This is a genomic window from Bifidobacterium sp. ESL0827, from assembly GCF_052606685.1.
Window position 1 is genome coordinate 1763839 of record NZ_CP199597.1, and the last position, 21960, is coordinate 1785798.

Below are 21960 nucleotides of genomic sequence, written 5' to 3' on the forward strand. Positions count from 1 at the left end.
AGGGCACAGTCTAGCCCCAGCCCGATCCTCTTAACAGAATCGGGTTCCAAAAACAGACAGTGGCTGATTAGATAAAAGCCCGCGGCCCGAAGATGGCTGTGCCTACACGGACCTCGGTCGACCCCTCAGCCACGGCATACTCCATGTCTCCGGTCATTCCCATGGACAGCATGGTGCAGGTGTCAGTGCCCGGCTCCCCCGAATCCCTGATGCGGTCGCGCAGACCACGCAGGTGGGCGAATCCACCTCTGATGACCGCCTCGTCGTCCACATGTGCACCAACAGTCATCAGACCCTTAAGCCTTATACCCTCCATACCAGCCAGCTCATAGGCCAAATCCAGGGCTTGATCGGGGGCACATCCCGACTTGGCCTGCTCGCCAGACTCGTTGACCTCCAGGAGTATGCCCACAGTTCTGCCCGCAGCCAGTGCCCGCGTGGCCAGCTTTCGAGCCAGAGAGGGCCCGTCGACCGACTCGACCGTGTCGACATATGGCAGGATCTTATTGATCTTGTTGGATTGGAGCTGCCCAATAAGGTGGAAGCCCACCCTGGCGCTTGATGAATCACTGTTTGCAGTGTCGGTACCGAGGGACAATCCCCCGTCCCGACAGAGCTCCAGCAATCCCTGGGCCTTAGCAGTAACTTCCTGAGGACGATTCTCGCCGATCCGACGCACCCCGGCATCGATGGCTGCCATGATCTCACCCACATCGCGGGTCTTGGTGGCCGCCAGCAGAGTTACCGAGCCCTCTTTTCGACCGGCGGAGTCCTCCGCTTTGGCGATCCTTTCAGCCACACGCTTGACCCCATCTGCGATCTGCCCAGCTCGTTCCCTGCTGATCTGCCGTTTGCCCAGATCCTTGTGGTCCATATAGACGACCATGACCCGCTACCTCCTTAAAATCCGGAAGCCTTGACTGAGGCCATGGTAGCCAGTGGCTCATACCGGAATTCGCTCCGATCCCGGGCCCAGATGACAATACTGACGAACCAGGATCAATGAGTCACGCTGCGCGGTCACGAATATTGCTATTCAGCAGTCGCTAAACAGTAATTCCCTCAAGTCTGAAAGTCGGCAGGTAAACATATGCCGCAAATGATCGGCGCGGCTCAGGACCGGAGAACTCAAAGATTCGGCTTTGCGCCGGAAACGTTCAGCTTGCTCAGATCCAGCTTTCTGTCCTTGTGCTCAGCAGCCAACATGTTCCACGTGAAACCATCCAGCAACTCCTGCACACTCACGGGTCTGGGCCGATCCAAGAGTCCCAGGAGCCATCCACAGACCCCAAGCACCTGCTTGGCCGTCCAGCCGTCTCCTCTGAGCGATCCCAAGTCCGGCGATCCGAAACGCTTGGACATTCTTCTGCCGTCCACGCCATCGATCAGAGGCAGATGCGCATACTGAACACGAGGAGCCTGCGGCTGAAGATGATTCCGGATCCACATCTGAATGGCCGTGGACCTTAGCAGGTCCCTTCCTCGCACAATCTGATTGACACCCATGGCCAGGTCGTCCACCGTCACCGCCAGCTGGTAGGAAACCAAGCCGTCCGAGCGTTGAACAACCACATCACCGACCTGCCTAGGCAAATTGAAAGACTGCGGGCCAAAGATCAAATCGTCGAAGCGACAGATGGCATCCGATTCGTCGGGCTGATCAGGAACTGCAATCCGAAGGCTGTGCCTCTGCCCCCGGGTCAGCCTTTCACTGACTAACTGACGGGAAAGTCCTCGACAGGTGCCCGGGTAGACGATGAACCCGTCGCCTTCATTCGGCGCCGATGCAGCACGGATGTCGGCACGGGAGCAGAAGCAGGGATAAATCAAGGGCTGCCCGCCGATCAATTGCTGTGATTCCAGCAACTTCAATACCTGACTGTAGACATCGGCGCGCTGGGACTGGTAGACCACCTCGCCATCCCAATCCAATCCCAGCCAGGCCAGGTCATCCATGATCCAACGATCAGCGTCCTTGACCACCCGCGGCGTATCTATGTCTTCGATGCGAAGCCGCAGAACCCCGCCGGACCCTTGCGACCTGACACCCAGCCAGGCCGCCAGACATGCATAGACATTGCCAAGGTGCATTCGCCCAGTCGGCGAAGGCGCCAACCTTCCTACGACCTTGGCCTGACCGGCCTGGTCCATTCTCGGTTCTCCCTTGTGCATACCGACATGCTTGCATACCATCCGGTCATCGGGAAACCATCAGGCAGCCAAAAACTACACGCCCCTGAATGATCGCGCAAAGCAAATGATCAGAAGCTGTCGAGCAGGCGATCGATCTCCTCGAAGTGCTTCACCTCAGGCCGCCAGACTGGCTTGCCACGAACGATGACCAGCTTGGGATCAGCCAGAGTCCGCACATTCTTGGCAGGGTCCTCGTCAAGGATAATCAGATCCGCATCCTTGCCCGTGTCGACCGAACCAGTGACATTATCAAAGCCCAGGTTTCGGGCATTGACTTGAGTGGCAGCGTGGAAGGCCTGAGCCGGGGTGAAGTCAGCGTACCGCACCAGATAGTCGAGCTCTCGCCAAGTGCCGTACTGGGGCACAAAGGTCATGCCGGTGTCTGTGCCGACGCCGACGGCAATACCATTCTCATGAGCCTGCTTGGCGCTCTTGACCATACCGTCGACTACCAGCTCGGAGTTGCCGCGAACTATGTCATTGATTCCCAGCTCCTGCTGGCTGATCTTGACCAGCGGCAACCCAGCGGACAGGGTGGGGTCCAGAGCAGAGAAACCACGAAGCGAGCGCGGATTGTCAAGGAAGAGCCCAATCATCTCGTCGTCGAGAGCACTGCCGTGCTCGATAGTATCAACGCCTGCCTTGAGAGCGGCCTTGACACCCTCGGGGCTCTGAGCATGCGCTGCGACCAGCACACCAAACTCATGGGCCTCATCGCAGACGGCGGCCATCTCCTCCTCGGTCATCTGCGGGCTGCCGGCCTCGCCAAGCTTAGTGGCATCGGTGACACCGCCGGTCGCGGCCACCTTGATGGCATTGACCCCATGATCCAGGTTCTCCCTGGTCCGACGCCTGGCCTCTTCTGGAGAGGAGCAGGACAGAGCGATGAAGGGATCGCCATGTCCTCCGGGAATCGCCAGGAGGGGGCCGGCAGCCAGCATACGCGGGCCGGTCAGCTCGTCGGCATCAATCTTGTCGCGCAGGCGAACCGCCTCATAGCCCACATCACCCAGGGTACGAATGGTTGTTACTCCCGAGTTCAACAGCGTGGAAACGTTGCCCTTGATCTTGGCATCCATAAGGACTTTGCCGGCAGGACTGTGCACTACCTTCAAACCGGCATCGACCACACGCGGCGACAGGTCCGTACCGCCGGACAGAGGCTTGCCGTCAGCAAAGAGATGGGTATGGGCATTGATGAGTCCAGGCGCCACAAACTTGCCCGTAGCGTTGATCCGGTGATATCCGGAAGGCACGTAGGCCAGAGGGGTCGGGCAGACCTGCTCGATCCGGCCATCCGCGGACACCAGAACAGACATATCCTTCTGGACTGTGCCTTTTTCATCGCCGGTCGCGATACTGGCATGCTCGAGCACAAATGGCTCGCGCTCTTTCCTGCCTTGAAGACGCCCCATGGTCGTACCTGCCTTCCCATTTCCGATGCACTCATTACGAGGAACCGGACATATATGTTTAATAGTATCCACTCCAGGACGAACCATTCAAGCTTGACATACAAGCAAGGACCCAAAGTCAACATCCCCGAACATTGGCACCGAGGGGCGTCCAACAAGCAGCGAGGATTCGAGAACTTCGCCAGAGACCGCCCCCATCTGCCTGAACAGGAAGGCATCATCTCGACTCAGGCACGCTGTCGGTGACAACCCGACTTAAGAGTTTAAAAGAGTGTGACTAGTTATGCCGAATTCCGCCCGCGACTTGAAGACATCGAGATAAGTTGAATCTATGAAAAAATAGCCTTGCAATAGACGACGACCTAACTTCAACCAAGCCAGTATTTAACAATAACTAATATCTCATCTGTATAGAGTCCCGTAGACGGGATCAACTCCTATCAAATGACCAGCGATGTGCAAATGTATCCCTGCAGCTTTTGGTCAGTTGAGTTTCGACGTTCTGGTGCGGCATTGTTTCCAGGGGAATCACTTGTTCCGCAGATTACTCCTTATTTTGCATGAAATAAGCATCATATTGGATATTGGTTTATCAGGTGATGCTCAGAAAGACGAACATTTCTGGGCCTCATCAAACTTACATCTACAAATAATATAATAAACATATATAATTATTTGCTAATAAAATTCTCCACATCAATATGCTTTTATTATTGAGCCATTAAGCCTGCTGGGCTGCTAACAGTTGTCATCGGCACATTGATCCATGCAGATTTTTTCACGCTAGTTACCTACTAGCGGCTAATTCAAAACGCAACAAAAGACCACCACCCCAGACCGATAAAACGACATCCGAGGCGGTGGTTAGCAAAAAGCCAACTTTTTAACTCTTATATTCATATACCAGATGGTGCATTCCTGCATGTATGCAATTGGAATACTCACCCACTTCGACTAAAGCGGAACTGCCTTCAGGAATAGCGGCATCAATGAACAGCTTGCCCTCATCGGCCTTATACTTCCACGTCAAGTCGATAGTACCCAAAGCTGTCTTATGGACCACATGCGCATCCTTGATAGGGCCCCAAGGCTTGGGGGCGATCTTAAACCTATGCCAACCTGGGCTGGACATCACCAAACCGCCAAGAGTAGAGTACATCCATTCGGCAACAGATCCGAGAGCGTAATGGTTGAAGGAGGTCATTCCCACTCCTGAATTCACCTTTCCGTTGGGCAGCATGGAATCCCAACGCTCCCAGGTGGTGGTGGCTCCCATAGAAACTTGGTATAGCCAAGAAGGGCACTTGTCCGATAGAAAGAGACGATATGCCTCCTCGAGGTGTCCAGTTTCTGTCAGAGCAGGGAGGATGTAAGGCGTTCCAGCAAATCCAGTACCCACGGTATAGTCTCTATCCCGCACCAACTGAGCCAGACGCCGACCCGCGAACTTCTTAAGATCCGAATGATCGTCTAAAAGCCCGAAATGTATAGCCAAGGCATAGGCGCACTGAGTATCAGAAGTCATGAGGCCGTCTTCACCGACGAATCGCGAAATGAAGCCGTCCTTAACATGATCCGCCAACTCCGCATATTTGTCTTGATACTGCACCAGGCCAAGATCAGAAGCCATCTTCGAAGCCAAACGAGCGCTCCGTGCAAAGTAAGCCGTTGCCACCAATTCCTTGGCGGTGAGTGCCTTAGCCATGTCGTCAGGCGGAGCTGTTGGATCAAGCCAGTCACCAAGCTGACCATAAACAATGCCCGGCCTTCTGTCCCATACCCCATCCGGAGACAGATACCCGGAGACCTCTTCGATCCACTTAACTACGAGATTGTACTGTTTGCCCAGCATCACCTTGTCACCACTATCCATGTAGATGGCCCAAGGCACCAGTACAGCAGAGTCTCCCCAAATCGCCAAAGCCTGAACCTTGGGGGTCTGCCACTCGCCTAAGGGGAAGTACGGCACATAGTAGGGGACGCTCCCGAACTTATCGGTTTCCACATTAAGATCATGCAACCAGCTTGACAGGAAACCTTCCACGTCAAAGAGCATTGCAGCGGTTGGAGCAAAGAGCGCAATGTCTCCTGTCCAACCCAAACGCTCATCGCGCTGCGGACAATCTGTTGGGATGCTGACGAAGTTGGAATTCATGGACCTCACGATGTTGTCGTGCAGCTGATTGACCCGTTCGTCCGAGGTCTCGAGCCATCCGGTACGTTCAAGATCAGATCCGTAGGCAATCGCAACCACATCATCTGGCTCCAGATCGCTTGGCCATCCCTCGACGAGGGCATACCTGAACCCATGAATGGTGAACCTGGGCTCCCAGAACGTATCCTCCCCATTCGAGGTATACCTATCTATCTGGTGACCGCGCCGCAATGGAGCAGTAGCCAGCTCGCCATCCTCCAATACCTCGGCATGCTGAACAGTAAACGACTGTCCAACATTGAACCCATGGATCTTGAAACGCAGACGCTGAGTACAGTTGACACCCATGTCTATCAGGTAGGCATGCGCGCCATGCTGCTGGATACTGACTGGCCGGTGCCGATCAATCTCTCTGACAGCCGGAGCGATGGGCTCAGTCAGCTTATCCACATCGAGTGGAAGTTCAGCCACCGGCTCCCAGTTCGCATCGTCAAATCCCGGTTCAGACCAACCCTGTTCCTCTAGACGCGCATCATACTCTTCGCCTTCACACAGACCACTGCTGACAATCGGTCCTTTGTGCGCCTTCCATGTCTTGTCATAGGCATTAGTGACTATCACATCTTCGCTACCATCGGCATAAGTTACGTTCAGTTGAGCATAAGCGCCTAGTCTATCGCCATAGATATTGACTTTACCTCCGCGGAAGCCCAGCCTGCCACGATACCATCCATCACCCAACCACAGGCCCAAAGCGTTGCCTTTATTCTGAAGATAATCGGTAACATCGTAAGTCCAATACAAAAGACGGTCATCGTAGGATGTCCATCCCGGGGTAAGGATATCGCTTCCGACCTTTCTGCCGTTGATCTCAGCCTCGACCAAGCCATAAGCCGTCAAGTAAAGACGGGCCGATGCCGGCTTAGCCTTAAGTTCAAACTCCTTCCTCATCAAGGGCGCATGTCGCCAGTCTGTAGTGCTCTCATACCAGCCAGGCCCCACCATGGCACCGAGACGATCCCCAGCCTCGAGAATGCCCGTTTCCAGGCTTACCTCGTCGCTCCATGCTGATGCTTGGCCCTTATTATCCACCAAGCGGACCGCAACTGAAGTTCGCTCACGTGATTCAAGGGGCTCTACAGGCCAAGCGTGCAGATGATTGCCCCGGTAATCCACCCCGATTATTTCCTCCCTGGTTTCTTCGCCGGGCTTAGCTCTACGGATCCGAATTTGTGCACCAGCGACTTTGTCTTCATACAGCTCATGCCGATACACCCAAGAAATCCTAGGTTCTCGTTGTCCCGATCCAAGAACGTTACCGTGCATATGCTCAAACATGACAGTTTCAATCGGTTTGCTCTCAGTGATTCGTTTTTTCGACTCAACTGGCATTTTCGTCAATCCCTTTCCTTGCCGGTCGATTTCCCATCCTTGGGAGGTCAACCAAATCTTGTTTTAGAAGAGTGAATTATTAAAGCGCTTCAATACGAACAACATATAGTACTTATTGCCTATTTTTGCAAGCAGCTTTTGCGAACTTCCACCAGAAATACGTGAATATGAGTGCTATTTTCACTTATCTAACGTTCATCTCGGCTATGTAGATGACTGCAGCATGGATCAAACACCCAAATATAGATTTGACAAACTCATAATTACCATACATTATTAAAGCGTTCTAATAACGGATCCCAAAGAGGGGATAACAGGTTCAAAGAGAACAGCTGTCGTTCCCAGTAGCCAAACGGAAAGAGATGGTTCAACGGTGATTGAGCACAGCAAACTGGATGCCCGCTACTGGCGGTTAACCTTTAATGCAGCCATTGCCTCCTACATGGATGCAGCCCTGATCGTATCCGTAGGCATTTCCTTGTCGTCATGGCAGACGCACTTCGACCTGGATGCCTGGTGGACTGGGGCTCTGAGCACTTTCCTCACAATCTCCATCGGCATTGGCTCTTTTTTTGGAGGTAGACTCTCTGACATCTTTGGAAGGATACGAGTTTTCAACCTGGATATCCTGTTCGTAGCCATAGGTTCCATACTCATCGCTCTAGCTCCGAACACGAAAACTCTGATACTTGGTCTAGTCATCGCTGGCTTGGCTTCAGGAGCAGACTTACCAACTTCACTCGCAGTTATATCTGAAAGAATACCGCCTGATCACCAAGGCAGGGTCATTTCCTCTACGCAGATCTTCTGGACTGCCGGCATTATCATCTCCCAAGGGATCGGCTTCTTGGTCTCAGGCATAGGTGAGCTGGGCATCACCATCCTATTCCTTGTGGTGACTGTCATTGCCCTTCTTACTTGGCTGGTGCGGGTATTCAGCCGATCTTTCAAGACCATGGAGATCGATCTCGCCAAGGAAGCGAAAACGAAGAATGATGTTCAGAGGAATGCAACTTCTCATGCATATCCCCTGAGCCAGCTCCTAACCAAGACCAAGTACCTGCTTCCATTAATCAGCCTTACATTATTCTATTTATTCTGGAATTTGCCCGCCAACACATACGGCTCTTTCCTAAACTACTACCTAGTTAAAGCCGGAGGCCGCAGTCAAGCCTTCTCGACAGTCATCGCATTCACAGCCAACATCGTTAGCGCCTTGGTGCTCTATTTCATCTATATGAAATTCGCCGATGGCCCACGACGGTACACCATGATGCACATAGGAATGATACTAACTATAGCTGCCCTGGCCATCTCCGCCCTCGGCAGCTCTTCCTGGCTGATCTTCACCATTTGTTATTTCGTATATGCCTGCGGTAACGTCCTGCATGGCGAACCTCTCTACAAGATTTGGAGCCAAGAACTCTTCCCGGTCAATGCCAGAGCTACGGCCACTGGATTTTCGTATGCTGTAGTTCGCACTATCACAGCCATCTTTGCTTTGGCGACCCCGGCCATCATGGAGGCATCCAAGTCGGCTCTGCTTTGGACGCTGGTCGTTTGTATGTGCTTGGCATATATTACAGCGATCGCTCTTCTCCACTTCATAAGGTCCCACGGTTTAGATTCTCCTTCTGCCCAATAGATCACCTGAATAAAGAACTCAATGCATAAAGAAGAAAGGTATGCATCAATGAACAGCACAGAAGTAAACAAAGAAAAATTCCGCAGATACGCCCCACTTGCTTATGCAGGCGGCATAGGTTCCCTGTTAGGTTCAGGCATCATTGTAGGTTTGAGCGCTACAATCACGGTCTGGCAACAAGGCCTGAAACTCGACGTAGGCCAAGTAGGCATCATTTCTGGGGCCCTAACTTTCGCTATAGCCTTTGGCTCCATCTTTGGTGGTCGTATAGCTGACTCCGTAGGACGAGTACTAATCTTTAACTGGATCAATGCCATCTACGCCATCGGCGCTTTGATCTGCGCTTTCTCAGCCAACTACTGGATGCTTCTAATAGGCGTAGTCATCACTGGAGTTGCTTCAGGAACAGATCTGCCAGTCTCTCTGGCAGTCATCTCCCATGACGCGCCTAACAGCGAAGCCCAGGCAAAGCTGGTCTCTTCCACGCAAATTTTCTGGCAAATAGGTATTTTCATCTCCTACGTTTGCGCTTTTATCGTATCAGCTATGGCAGTGAACGGCGCCCGCATCGTCTTCCTTATCCTTGCGACCTTGGCCATCATCGCTTGGGTTTGGCGCACCACATCTCGAACATTTCGTCTCTTTCATAAGGAAGCCGACGAGCGCCTGCAAACTCTAGGCGAAGAGGGATCTAAAACCACCAAGGTATCAGTAGCTAAATTCCTCTTTGGTCGTAAGCGCCAATACCTGTACTTCTTCCTGTCGATCTTGGTCTTTTACTTGGCTTGGAATCTCCTAGCCAACACTTTCGGCCAGTTCCAGACTTTTATGTTCGTACAAGCTAAGGCAAGTCAAACTCTGGCAACTGGTTTGGGCATCTTCACCAACATAGTTGGTGTAATCATGTCCCTCTTTGCCACACAATGGGTTAGCGGCCCTCACAGGAAGATCTGGTTCATTACCGGGTCCATTCTGAACATGCTTGCCATCAGCATCATCGCCGCTTTCGGCAGCACTGTCTGGTTCATCCTTCTTGGTGTCACCTTGAATGCCATCGGAGGCGGCATAGCAGGAGAGGCCATGTACAAGGTATGGACTCAGGAATCTTTCCCCGTTTCAGTGCGTGCCAGTATCCAGGGCATCATCAATGGATTATCCCGTTTCCTTTGTGCGCTATTCGCTATGATCACCCCGATGCTGGTCATGCCTGAACGAATCAAGGGAACTATGTGGATGTTCGTTGGGATCATCGCAATCAGCATGGTGGCCGGGATCTTAATGATTCACTTCCAAGCCAAGTATGGAACAGATGCAGCGCGTATTGACTCCGAAAGTCTTAAGCAAGACAAGGAGGCCTTAGAAGGATAAGAGATTCCTTTTTGATGTCCATAACCCATTCTCACGGAGAACTATAGTTAACTTTGTGACAACAAAAGCGGGCCTAGGACCATTTATGTATCTTGGTCCTAGGCCTGTTAAGGCATATCACGGTATTGCATCGCTTTTATTGCTCATTTTTATGCTATAAAAATCAGAGTTGGCACTGGATATTATCCTACAAAGGATGCGTGAATAAATACGTATGAAGCAAGCTACTATCGCCGATGTCGCGCGTCGTGCAGGTGTGTCAATCAGCACGGTATCGAATATGTTCAACCATCCGGAAAAACTGTCTCCAGACACTCGAGAAGCTGTTTCAGAGGCTATCAGTGACTTAGGATATGTTCGCAATCGTTATGCTTCTGCTTTGGCAGGACAGAAAGAACCAGTATTCGGCTTATTGGTTACTGGGCTGGATCATGGACTTCCTTTAGGTATAGCAAATGGCGCATATGAAGCTGCCAAAAAAGTGGGATTCGATTTACTTATAGCCAGTGCCGACAACGATTATGTCATCAACGACCATTACATAGATTTCTTCCAAGGCATTCAAATGAGCGGGCTGATCCTGACCCCACGGCCCAAGAATCATTGGAAACCTGGCTACAAATTATCTGTGCCGTCTGTCATAACCGATTACTTGGGCAGTCCTAACGACGGGTGCTTCGTCGGAGCCGACAACATACGAGTTGGGGTCTTGTCCATCAAGCATGCAGCTAACCTCCATCGTCATCATCTGGCGGTTGTTACATCAAGCGATGATATTCAGACTCTGTATTTAAGAATGCAGGGCATGAGAGAGGAAATCCGGAACTATCCGGAGATGATTCTGGAAAGTATAGATGCTTACGATTGGCGCGATCCTAAAGCAGGATACGAAATCGGCAAACAGCTGGCTTCACGCCAGCAGCAGGACCGACCGGATTTCATCATCGGGATGACTGATGTACTCGCTGCAGGTGTCATTGAAGGAATTCTCTCTACTGGGTGCTCTGTACCCGAAGACATTGCGGTCATGGGATGTGACGGCAATCCCATGGCTTGGTGCGGATCCATGCCGCTGACCAGCATTGTTCCGACCGGTTTTGATATTGGAGTACAAGCCGTTCATCTGCTTTTGGACGAGATCAACTCAGAGCACCACCAACATTCCACTATCGTCAACCCCGTACACCTTCTCATCCGCGAAAGTACGATCGGCCGCCAAGCCCACAACGACGCGGCGAAGAACTTGGCATTGATCAACTCATCTATACATCAGCCTCTTCATCGGTAATGCCGCCACAGTCGCCACAAACCAACTGGCCTTTATGGCGCTAACAATCACAAAGCACAATAGAAATAAAAATCCGTGCTTTAAAGATTGAAATGAATGAGGCATAAATCTACTACCCAACTTATCCAGACAGATCTTTCAGTACCTGATCAATAACTTTCCATATTTCAAGTATGAAAAGCTGCATGAAAGCATGAATGGACGTCACCAGTTTCATTTGTGCAAGCGCCAGCATCCAAGACTGGAACGCGGATCGACGAAAGGCACTGAAAACTCTGAAAGCAACATCAACTGTTTGAAATCCACGCCGTTAACAAATGATCATACACGGGGAACAAACACTAACTTCCCAACAGCTGACACGCATTTGGTAAGTCTGCGGTAGCACACCGAGATCTGGCTCCTAGGTCATGCCGTGTGCGAGGCGGCTCTGCCCTGTAACTTGGACCACTGTACCGAACGCACATGAGGTGACAAACGATACATCAGCTGGTACTGTTGTGATCTCGACCTCTCAAACAATCTTTGAGAAGCCTTCTGTTGCCTAGCGTCAAACGATTGCTGAGTTAGACAAAATGCGTCTGCCTTCACATCGCTTACTTTAAACGTTCGTTACATCTGAAATTCAGATAACGTCCAGGAAACTATGCAGCTCATGGCTTGCTGGTAGTCTGCTGATAGTCGCTGAAGACAAAAAGAAGGGGAAACCATGTCTCATGCCGAACAGATACCACAGCCGCCAGCGCCAATGCCAGCTCCGGAGCCAGCCAAAAAGAAAAAGCCGATCTATAAGAGGGCCTGGTTTTGGATAGTGGTCGTACTTGCCGTCATAATCGTCAGTGCCGTATCATCAACCTCTGGCGGCAGCACGGCAAGCAGCACCCCTAAATCAAGTGCTGCCACTACCTCGCAGCAGCAGAACAAGACCGAGGACACTGCAAAGGCCTCGCAGGCTCCCGCTACGCCTGACGTGCCACAGGAGTATAAGTCGGCGCTGGCCAAGGCGAAAACCTACTCGGGAATGATGCACATGAGCAAACAGGGCATCTATGCGCAGCTGACCAGCGAGGCAGACCAGTTCAAGCCAGAGGCCGCACAGTACGCCGTGGACAACCTACAGGCAGACTACAACGCTAATGCACTTGCCAAGGCGAAGACGTATCAGCAGACAATGAACATGAGTCCTGCCGCTATCCAACAGCAGCTGACAAGCGAGGCGGACCAGTTCACCCAAGACGAAGCAGCGTACGCAGTTCAGCATCTGAATCAGTAACTACCTGTTACTGATTGGCCCCGCTTCGGCGGGGCTTTTCTTTTGCGGGTACTTTTATCCAACGAATATCCAACAAAACCGAAATCGTGGAGCTGGCGGTAGACAAAGGAAAAGCCCCGCAGCCATTACGGCTGTAGGGCTTTGACTCTGTGCCCCCACGGGGGCTCGAACCCCGGACACGCTGATTAAGAGTCAGCTGCTCTAGCCAACTGAGCTATAGGGGCAGGGCACTTTCAAGAGCCAAGTAGATACTATACACGGTTTCGGCAGACCCGCAACACGGCGCGTCACAGGTCTGCCGAATCCATGTATGGCCCACTCAGACGATCTTGGGCATGGGCGTGGTCAAAGAGGTGGTCAGGTTCACCTGCAGGAGGCCAGCACCCGTATGGGCCTCGACCTTCTTCAGGGTGACTGTGCGCTTGTCCTGATCTGCCCGGTCATCGTCAGTCATGGTGGCTGGTGATTTGACCGCCACCACCACCAGATCCTCGATGGAGATGCCTGCCTTGCCGCACAGATCGGAGGCCGCCTGGAGACTGTCCTGGAAGCCCTCACGCTCAACAACCCGATCAGCAGGCACTCCGTAGGCACTCTGGGCGATCCAGCGAATCCGATCCGGTACAGACATATCATGCAGGCTGGCCGTATCCGCCTGGGTCTTCGCGGGCTCCCGCAGGGCCTTAATCAGATCTTCTAGCTGAGGCTCGAGGGCCTTTCCCCCGTCACGGAAGAGGTTGCCTGCGATGGGTTTGCGGAAGCCCAAGCCGTTGGCGGTCTCCCGCAAGGAATCCACCTGGTCGTCCTCGCCCTCCCAGAGGTTGATCAGCGGGAAGGTGGGGATGCCAAGTCCCTCCAGACGGTGCACGTGGAAAGGATAGCGCCAGCTCAGCTTGGGATCGTCCCGCCAGGTGGTGGCACGGGTGACGACCACGGCGGCGGCCGGCCACTGGGCACCATACTCACGGGCGGCGATGTCCAGCCACTTCTGGGCACCGGCATCCGCTCCGTAGCCCGCCTCGACGACGACCACGTCGTGCCGGGCGCAGGCCATCTCCACGGACACCAGGCTGGGAATGCCGATGGAAACGTTGGCGAATGGCCCGCCATGTACATAGACCGGAGAACCCTCCAGGGTCTGAGTAAAAGCAGGCTTGACTGCATCGGTCAGGATGCCGGTGATCCGCCACAGGTCTACAAACTCTCCGAAGGTGACCGGACGGCCATCCAGGGTCCCCGCGACCATGGCAGCCACACGCTGTTCGATCTCTTCCATGCTCCGGGAGAGGACCACTATCTGCATGAGTTCGCAGGTTGGCGTCAGAACGGTCCGCTCAGGCAGATCGCCCTTGCCTCGGTCCACGGTGATCTGCCGCAGGGACCGTGAGGGCACCTCGCTGACTCGGGGCACCAGGACGGTGTCCAACCGACCCTCGTCCACAGCCTTCTCCGCAAAGGAGACCAGCAGGTTCTGGGCGGATTCGATGGCCGCCATCTCCCCGCACAGGCCCCAATCCACCAGCTCAGGATGAGTCAGGGAGGACTTGCCGCCGCCGGAGGCGCCACCCTTGGACCCGGCAGCGGTAATGCCCATGCTGGGCTGACGCAGGACGGCAGCAGCATCCACTCCCCTGGCACGCAGAGCGTCAATCAGGGCGATGGTGGTGGTGGTCTTGCCCTCGCCACGCGATGCCTTCAGCGGGGTGTCTGCGGTAACAAGCAGCACCCGGCCATGCTTGCGCGGCATATCCGGATGATCCTGCAGATCCTTCAGGTAGCCGAAGGCATCGATCTTGTCAAACAGACCGTATGGCCTGACGTAATCGTCAAAGCCCGTCATGAGGCTCTCCTCCTTTATGATCCTTGTCAATCGGATGGCTCAGTTGTCGGACAGATGGTAGCCGTTGCGCATGCCCATGCTGGCCGTGTAGAGCGCCTGGCTCAGCAGGTCGTCGGTCTCCTTGCGCAGACGGTCGGCCATGTCCTTGTTGGCAGCCTCCAGCACCTGGCGAACCTCGGGGTTGTCGGTGCCCTTATCGGCGCCTTCCAAACGGGCCACCTGCTCATCTGCGGAGGCGATCATGCGATGACCCTCAGCGCCAACGCTCTGCTGGTAGCGTTCGACGGCCGCCAAAGTGCCGGCAAAAGCCGAGTCACACAAGGCTGCGATTACACGGTCGGACCAGTAGAGGCTGTCGGTGGAGACCTGGCCCGTGGTGTTGGCCAGATAGTCGGGCGTACGATCCACATTGGTATAGAAGGGAACCAGGGCATTGAAGGCGTTGGACCCGTATGAAATCCACTGGATAGCCCGGCAGGATTCAGGCTGGTAGGGGCGCAGCTGGATCAGGGACAGCTGGTCATTGCGATTGATGCCGATGGGGCGGTAAAGCCCCTTGGTGTGCTCGTCGCCGGTCCGCCCATAGGGATCGTAGGGTGTGCCCTGGTAGTGGGAGCTGAGCAAGTACTTGACATCCTCCACGGTAATCAGCCGCTCAGGCTGACGGCACCAGGGGATGTTGTCACTGGTGGGAGTGTGATCGGCATCTGGCCCGTCCCAGATCTCGTCATAGGGGTTGAGGAAGCGCTGCATGTACCAGGCCCGAGGCGTGTTGTACACATGATCCGAGTCGCTGTGGGATCCAAAAGCGTCACGCGGGTTGAAGGGCGAAGCTGACTCCACGGACAGGTCCAAGTAGTTGTCGGAGATGAACTCCCGCAGGTCAGCCGAGCAAAGGTGATCGGTCTGGTCTCCAAAGGCATCGTCCAAATCGAACTCGTCGATGCCCAGCTGGTTCGGCATGGTCACATAGGAATCATCAGGCACGCGCTTGGCGATCCAGTGATGGCCACCCACAGTCTCCATCCACCAGATCTCGTCCACGTCGCTGAAAGCAATGCCATTCATCTCATAGGTGCCGTAGCGCTCCAGCAGGGAGCCTAGCCGCCGGACGCCCTCCCGAGCCGAGTGGATATAGGGCAGGACGATGGTGACTAAGTCCTCCTCGCCGATGCCTCCAGGCACCGCGGCCAGATAGCCCTTATCACCGGGACGGCCCTGGGCAGGGGTGGGCTCAACCAGCGGATCTGCACCCAGCACACGCTCGTTGGTGGTAATGGTTTCGGTGGCTGACATGGCCACATTGGCGCTGTTGACGCCTGCAGCAGCCCAGAGCCCCTGATTGTGCAAAGCATCGGGCACCGAGGTATAGCGCATGGGATCGTCGGGCAGATCTATCTCCAGGTGGCTGATCACACTGTGGTAGTGCCGCGGCTGCTGGTCAGGAGCGACTAATACGAAGCGCTTGGGACGAAACTCTCCGTTGGACGAATCCTCATCCCGTGCGATGATGGTGGATCCGTCGTAACTGGCATTCTTGCCTATCAGAAGCGTGGTGCAGGGCATATAAGCGTCTTCCTTTGTCTGATCGCGGTCTAATAACTGTCATCACCAGTCCGGAAGTCGGGGGATGCCTTTACACCCGACTGCGTGGGCAGGCAGGGATGACGGCTGTCTGCGCACTTGGGGCATGGCCTCACTCTAGTGCTAGACCGCCCCAACCAGATCAGGCATCAGCTGGCAGCCAGGCCCGGGCTGCTGCGGCCACCGGCTGGGCGGAATGGATGGCATGTGCCAGGGCATTGAGCCAGAATCCCTCCTCCAGGCCGGGCAGAGACTCTTGTGTGGCCCAGACCGACAGCACATAGTCATGAACCCGATCCGGAGGCGTGGGGCCGTTGTAACGCATAAGCACGGCAGGGTCGTCAGCGATCTCCTCTTCCATGACCAGGGGCGAGGCTGCCGAGGTGCGCCCTTGGGGCACACCGGGAATCAGATTAGACAGATTTCTGGAGAAGTCTTCAGGAATCGCCGGCGCGGAGCTTCCGGCCCCCTCAGGCTGCAAGGCGAGCAAAGCCTCGATGGGCAGGTTGGCCAGGGACCAGTGGATCCAGGGAAAGCCGCACACGGGCACGGAGTCAGGATCCACCAGCATCCAGTGCAGGTAGCGGGCCTCCTGGGGCACATCCTCAAGCCGGAATGGGAAGGAAACTACGGGACGTCCCTTTCGAGTAAGGGACTGAGGGGCGCGCTTGGCGTACCGATCGGGAATAGTGCCGAAATCAGTGATAATCCTCATGATTCGATTCTCGCCCGCCCAGCCGACGAGGTCAAGTTCATTCTTGACCAACAGTTACGGCAATTGGTTCGTACTCAGACCAGCAGGGTGCAGAAGAGGGCCTCGAAGACCAGGAGCGGCGAACCATTGGCAGCCAGCCTCCTGCGAGCCCGGGCGATCAGCTGAATGCGATCGATGGCCCCCTGTCTGGAGAGCCTGACGGACAGATCAGCAATAGCCGCCCGATTCTCCAAATTGACCAAGCCAGCCTTCTCTTCGGCACCGTTCTGCAGGACGCCCACATCCCGGTAGACGCTGGCCAGGGTGCTCAGGTTGCGGTCCAGCACATCCCGTGTCAGTCTGGTAACCCGCCGGCGGACCTGATCCTTGCCCCCCAATGCATGGTAGGCTCCACGCAACTGCCGGGGAATGCGTTCCTTGTCCCTGAGACCGTTGATCTGCCGAAACTCCCGCTCGTCCCTGGCCACCTCATCGTCCACGGTGGCGGTGGCCTGATCCCGGGCCGCATCAACCACCCGGCCAGCCAGGATCACAGCATCCGAAGCACGCCGCAGGCCCAACAGACCTACCACAAGCTCATCACGGTCGGCCAGGACCTGATCCCTAGTAGCGTAGAGGCGGGCGATGCCGATGTGCCCCTGGGCCAGACGAGCTGCCTTGGCGGCCAGGGGCCGGTCCACCCCCACCTGATCAGTCAGGAAATCGGCCACTGCAGTGTTGGATGGCACCGCCAGGTTGAGGACCCTGGTCCGTGAACGGATGGTGGGCAGCACATCCTGGGCGCTGGGTGCGCACAGAAGCCAGATGGTATGTTCGGCCGGCTCCTCGATCTCCTTGAGCAGCACATTGGTGGTTCGCTCCAGCATCCGATCCACGTCTTCGATGATGATGACCCGCCAACGCGAGGTTGAAGGCATCTGCTCCGAGGCCATGATCAGCTCCCTGACCTCGTTGATACCGATGGTGACGTTGTTGGTTGACAGTATGGTCACATCCGGATGGGTACCGGCCAGGACCTGCTGAGTGACGCGGGTAGGCTGGTCACTCAATCCCTGGTCAGAGCTGATCAAGGCCGCCGCGAAAGCTCGGGCCAGATTGGATCGCCCTGATCCTGGAGGTCCGCAGATCAGCCAGGACTGCGCTACCTCGTCATGACCCTGCGCCTGAGCGGCCACTGTCCGCTTGAGTAGCTCGACCGTGGGCTGCTGGCCCACAATGGCGTCCCAGACGCTCATCGGCTCTTCCGTAGGAGCCGGGGCCGGAGCAGCCAGCGAGCGCGGGAACCTACAGGAACCGAATCATCATCTGCATCACCGCCGACTGTCCCTGCCTCCATGGACTGGTCGTCCTGGTCAGCATCAGCATCCAGTGCCTGATCGGACTTATCTGCAGCCTCCGTCCAGTCCGACCTGGCACCTTGCTCATCGTCCTCATATCCTGCCGTCGATTCATCTTCGTCGACATCATCCTGGGCGTCAGTGTCGTCAGTGTCATCATCGACATCTGGGAGTTCATCGTCAACTTGAGGCAGATCCGGCTCGCGCCCTTCGACCAACTTGTCCAAATCGTCCTGGATGATCTGCCAGACCCGGTCGATGGATTGGGTGGCGTCGATAACCAGGAACCGGTCGGGCTCCCTCTGAGCCAGCTGCAGGAATGCCTGACGCACATGCTGCTGAAAGTCATCGCCAGCCGACTCCAGCCGATCGGGCTCATGATCCAGGCGCAACTTGGACTGAGACGGATCCGCGTCCAGCAGATAGGTGCGTCTGGGCAGAAGGCCCTGACTGGCCCACAGGCTCAGCCGACGAATCACATCCACTGACAGATCACGGCCTCCGGCCTGATAGGCCACTGAGGAATCCAGGTAACGGTCGCAGAGCACAATATCTCCGCGATCCAGAGCCGGACGAACTACCTGGGCCACATGCTCAGCCCGATCCGCCGCATAGAGCAGGGCCTCGGTCCTGGGGGCCAGATCGTCGGAGGCATCAACCACGTCGGTACCGCCGGTCACGGCGACCGAGGGAAAGGCGGCCAAGCCATGAAGGACGAGTTCTCGGATGGTCAATCCGACAGGGGTTCCGCCTGGCTCGCGGGTGACCAGGGATCGGAGACCGCGCTCCTGCAGATAGTTGTGTGCTTGTTGGACCTGGGTGGTTTTGCCAGCACCATCCACGCCCTCGAAGGAAATGAACAAACCATCGTTCATGCCTGATGCTCCGTAGTCTTGGAAGTCTTGGTAGTTTTAGTCTTCTTTGTGGTTTTGCGGGCGCGAGTGGCCGACTTGGCTGCTGCAGATTTGCTGGACGTCGACTTCCGCGTTGTCGACTTTCGTGCAGTCGACTTGCGGGCGGTCCGGCCGCGCCGCTTGGCGGGCCCGGCAGCGCGCTTCTCTGCCAGCAAACGGAAGGCCACCTCCGGCTCGATGGACTGGGCCGTGTATTGCTTGGGCAGGGTCCTGTTGGTCTGCCCGTCGGTGATGTAGACACCATAGAACCCGTCCTTGATGGTGACGGGTTTGCCGCTGTCGGGGTCCGTGCCCAGCTCACGAAGAGGAGGCTTGGCCGCGCTCCGGGAACGCCGCCCGTACTTAGGCTGGTCAAAGAGGGCCTTGGCTCCGGCCAGGTCGATAGTGAAAATCTGCCCCTCGTCGGTCAGCGAACGCGTCTCGGTGCCGCCGTCGGCCTTGGTGGCCGTCAGATAGGGGCCATAGCGGCCGTTGCTGGCTGTAACGGTGGCCTGGTTAGTTTCTCCCGTCTTGGCATCGGTCAGTTCAATGCTGCCCACCGTCCTAGGCAGACTAAGCAGCTTCAGAGCATCTTCCAGGGTGACTGTGTCTGGATCCATGGTCTTGAAGAGCGATGCCATCTTGGGCTTAGGGCCAGCCTGCTTGGTTGTCCGTGCTGTCTTGCCAGTCGGCTTTTTCTGCTCGGCCGCTTCCTCCTCGGGGCTGATCAGGGCCACATAGGGCCCAAATCGGCCCTTGCGCACCTCGACGCGACCGCCGGTCTGCGGATCCTTGCCCAGCTGACGGGGACCGCCGGCATTAGTAGCGATCAGTTCATGGCCCGCCGCCACTGTCAGCTCGTCCGGAGCCATGGTGGGCGGCAACGAAGCACGCTTCGGATTGCCGTCGGCATCCAGGTCAGCCGTATCCTCAAGATAGGGCCCGTAGCGGCCGACCCTCACCTGCAGGCCATCGCCTATCTCGATAGTGTTGATCTTGCGGGCATCGATGTCCCCCAACTGAGCCACCTGCTCCTGCAGACCCTGATGGGCCTGATCAGCGTTCTGGGCGGCACCTGGGCCCGAACCAAAATAGAACCGTGTCAGCCAGTCCTTGCCTCGCTCCTTGCCATGGGCGATCATATCCAGGCCGTTCTCCATCTGCGCCGTGAACTGGTAATCCACGTACTTGGGGAAATTGGTCTCCAACAATCTGACTACCGAAAAGGCCAACCAGGAGGGAATCAGTGCACGGCCGCGCTCGTAGACGTATCCGCGGTCAATGATGGTCGAAATGATGCTGGCATAGGTGGAAGGCCTGCCAATCTCCTTGGCCTCCAAGGTCTTGACCAGAGAGGCCTCAGTATAACGTGCAGGTGGCTGGGTCTCATGGCCCTCAGGATCGACAGAGGCAGCACGAAGCACGTCACCCTGCTGGACCGGAGGCAGAGAAGAATCCTCATCGGTCTGCTCAGAGCCTGCACCCATGGCCTTGAGGAACCCGGGGAACTTGATGACGGTGCCTGAAGCCTGGAAGAGGGCCGTACCCTCCTTGCCCGCCTGCGCCGACAGGCGGATAGTGGCTGTAGACCCGGTGGCGTCGGCCATCTGCGAAGCCAGGGTGCGCCGCCAAATCAGGGTGTAGAGCTTAAGCTGGTCAGGGGCGAGACGGTCGGCCAGGTCCTGAGGCCTGTGGAAGGTGGAACCGGCGGGCCGGATGCACTCGTGAGCCTCCTGGGCACCGGCAGTCTTGGTCACATACTGCTTGGACTCAGCCGAAAGATATTCGGCACCGTACTCACGCTCGACTCCCTTGCGAGCAGCGGCAATGGCCTCCTGGGAGAGAGTGACCGAATCGGTACGCATGTAGGTGATAAACCCGTTCTCATAGAGCCCCTGGGCAGCGCGCATGGTGGCCCGGGAACTCATGCCCAGCCGGTTGCCAGCCGTCTGCTGCAGGGTAGACGTGGTAAAGGGGGGCTGGGGACGCCGCCGATAGGGCTTGGTGTCCATACCCGTCACCGTGAAGTCCTGATCCTTCAGCGTCTCAGCCAGGCTTCGGGCATGCTGCTCATCCAGCTGCAAGACCTGCTCCTTGGCAGCCGCTTCCGTCAGCCGACCCTTTGAGGTGAAGTCCTTAGAGACCGCCAGCCGCTGCTCCCCCAGGCCAATCATCCGCGCCTGAAAACCACTCGACGACGCCGATTCCCCGGCATCCTCCTGCACCAGACGCGCCAGCAGATCCCAGTAGGAGGCCTTGACGAAAGCCATGCGCTCACGCTCGCGCTCCACAATCAGCCGAGTCGCCACAGACTGGACACGCCCTGCGCTCAGCCCCGGACCCACCTTGCGCCAGAGCACCGGTGAAAGCTCGTAGCCATAGAGCCGATCCAAGACTCTGCGGGTCTCCTGGGCATCAACCATGTGGGCATCGACGTCCCTGGTGTGTTTGAGCGAATTCTTGATGGCCTCTGGGGTGATCTCATGAAAGACCATGCGCTTTACCGGCACTTTGGGTTTGAGGGTCTGGACCAGATGCCAGGCGATGGCCTCCCCTTCCCGATCCTCATCAGTGGCCAGATAGAGCTCGTCGGCGTTCTTCAGCGCCTTCTTGAGCTCGGACACTGTGTGCTTCTTCTTGTCATCCACAATGTAGTAAGGCTTGAAGCCATCGTTCACGTCTACGCCAAACTTGCCGTAAGCCTTCTTCTGGGAGGCCGGGATCTGCGATGGCTGGGCCAGGTCGCGGATATGGCCCACCGAGGCCATGACCGTGTAGCCCTTGCCCAGGTACCCGCCGATCTTCTTTGCTTTGGTTGGCGACTCAACAATGACGAGCTTATTGCCGGATGCCATGGCCTCT

Annotated in this window: 14 protein-coding genes, 1 tRNA gene and 1 pseudogene; 5 read left to right on the plus strand and 11 right to left on the minus strand. The window is 55.9% G+C overall.

The genetic code is table 11. From position 1 onward, the window contains the following. Positions 1-67 precede the first annotated feature (67 nt). The 3 genes from ACUIAI_RS07130 to ACUIAI_RS07140 all read right to left on the minus strand — a co-directional run bounded on the left by ACUIAI_RS07130 (position 68) and on the right by ACUIAI_RS07140 (position 3608). Positions 68-886, minus strand: coding sequence for a YggS family pyridoxal phosphate-dependent enzyme (locus tag ACUIAI_RS07130; RefSeq protein ID WP_445341982.1), 819 nt, complete (start codon positions 884-886; stop codon positions 68-70). Positions 887-1128: 242 nt separating this feature from the next. Beyond that, positions 1129-2172 carry a tRNA glutamyl-Q(34) synthetase GluQRS gene (gene gluQRS, locus ACUIAI_RS07135; protein ID WP_445341983.1) on the minus strand — a complete coding sequence of 348 codons (1044 nt, stop codon included), beginning with the start codon at positions 2170-2172 and terminating at the stop codon, positions 1129-1131. Between the two features lie 89 nt (positions 2173-2261). Further along, positions 2262-3608: an amidohydrolase family protein gene (locus ACUIAI_RS07140; RefSeq protein WP_445341984.1), complete on the minus strand. Its 1347-nt coding sequence runs from the start codon at positions 3606-3608 to the stop codon at positions 2262-2264. 93 nt (positions 3609-3701) lie between these two features. On the opposite strand from ACUIAI_RS07140, the gene ACUIAI_RS07145 reads away from it, so the two are divergent. Next, the gene (locus tag ACUIAI_RS07145) at positions 3702-3854 is read left to right on the plus strand and encodes a hypothetical protein (RefSeq protein ID WP_445341985.1); all 153 of its coding nucleotides are present in this window, start codon (positions 3702-3704) and stop codon (positions 3852-3854) included. A 637-nt stretch (positions 3855-4491) separates the two neighbouring features. On the opposite strand, the gene ACUIAI_RS07150 is transcribed toward ACUIAI_RS07145, so the two are convergent. Next, positions 4492-7206 (minus strand): family 78 glycoside hydrolase catalytic domain, encoded by a 2715-nt coding sequence (locus ACUIAI_RS07150; RefSeq protein WP_445341986.1) that lies wholly within the window; start codon positions 7204-7206, stop codon positions 4492-4494. A gap of 322 nt (positions 7207-7528) precedes the next feature. Between ACUIAI_RS07150 and ACUIAI_RS07155 the strand changes: the two genes are divergently transcribed. The 4 genes from ACUIAI_RS07155 (at position 7529) to ACUIAI_RS07170 (ending at position 12729) form a co-directional block, all read left to right on the plus strand. Next, the gene (locus ACUIAI_RS07155) at positions 7529-8800 is read left to right on the plus strand and encodes an MFS transporter (RefSeq protein WP_445341987.1); all 1272 of its coding nucleotides are present in this window, start codon (positions 7529-7531) and stop codon (positions 8798-8800) included. Between the two features lie 48 nt (positions 8801-8848). Further along, positions 8849-10168 (plus strand): MFS transporter, encoded by a 1320-nt coding sequence (locus tag ACUIAI_RS07160; protein WP_445341988.1) that lies wholly within the window; start codon positions 8849-8851, stop codon positions 10166-10168. 214 nt (positions 10169-10382) lie between these two features. Next, positions 10383-11456 (plus strand): LacI family DNA-binding transcriptional regulator, encoded by a 1074-nt coding sequence (locus ACUIAI_RS07165; RefSeq protein WP_445341989.1) that lies wholly within the window; start codon positions 10383-10385, stop codon positions 11454-11456. A gap of 709 nt (positions 11457-12165) precedes the next feature. Then, positions 12166-12729: an Ltp family lipoprotein gene (locus ACUIAI_RS07170; protein WP_445341990.1), complete on the plus strand. Its 564-nt coding sequence runs from the start codon at positions 12166-12168 to the stop codon at positions 12727-12729. Between the two features lie 150 nt (positions 12730-12879). On the opposite strand, the gene ACUIAI_RS07175 is transcribed toward ACUIAI_RS07170, so the two are convergent. The 7 genes and pseudogenes from ACUIAI_RS07175 to topA all read right to left on the minus strand — a co-directional run bounded on the left by ACUIAI_RS07175 (position 12880) and on the right by topA (position 21953). After that, positions 12880-12953, minus strand: a tRNA-Lys gene (locus ACUIAI_RS07175). A 95-nt stretch (positions 12954-13048) separates the two neighbouring features. Beyond that, complete coding sequence (locus ACUIAI_RS07180; protein ID WP_110413505.1) at positions 13049-14569, minus strand: formate--tetrahydrofolate ligase; 1521 nt, start codon at positions 14567-14569, stop codon at positions 13049-13051. A 39-nt stretch (positions 14570-14608) separates the two neighbouring features. Further along, on the minus strand, positions 14609-16135 hold the full coding sequence (locus ACUIAI_RS07185) for a C69 family dipeptidase (protein WP_445341991.1): 1527 nt from the start codon (positions 16133-16135) through the stop codon (positions 14609-14611). Positions 16136-16295: 160 nt separating this feature from the next. Next, positions 16296-16868, minus strand: a complete 573-nt coding sequence (locus ACUIAI_RS07190; RefSeq protein ID WP_445341992.1) for a YbhB/YbcL family Raf kinase inhibitor-like protein — start codon at positions 16866-16868, stop codon at positions 16296-16298. Between the two features lie 74 nt (positions 16869-16942). Beyond that, positions 16943-18103, minus strand: coding sequence for a DNA polymerase III subunit delta' (locus ACUIAI_RS07195; RefSeq protein ID WP_445341993.1), 1161 nt, complete (start codon positions 18101-18103; stop codon positions 16943-16945). A 323-nt stretch (positions 18104-18426) separates the two neighbouring features. After that, positions 18427-19080 (minus strand): annotated as a pseudogene (gene tmk, locus ACUIAI_RS07200) (dTMP kinase); the annotation flags it as partial. Next, positions 19077-21953, minus strand: coding sequence for a type I DNA topoisomerase (topA, locus tag ACUIAI_RS07205; protein WP_445341994.1), 2877 nt, complete (start codon positions 21951-21953; stop codon positions 19077-19079). The gene topA and the pseudogene tmk, both read right to left, overlap by 4 nt. Positions 21954-21960 lie beyond the last annotated feature (7 nt).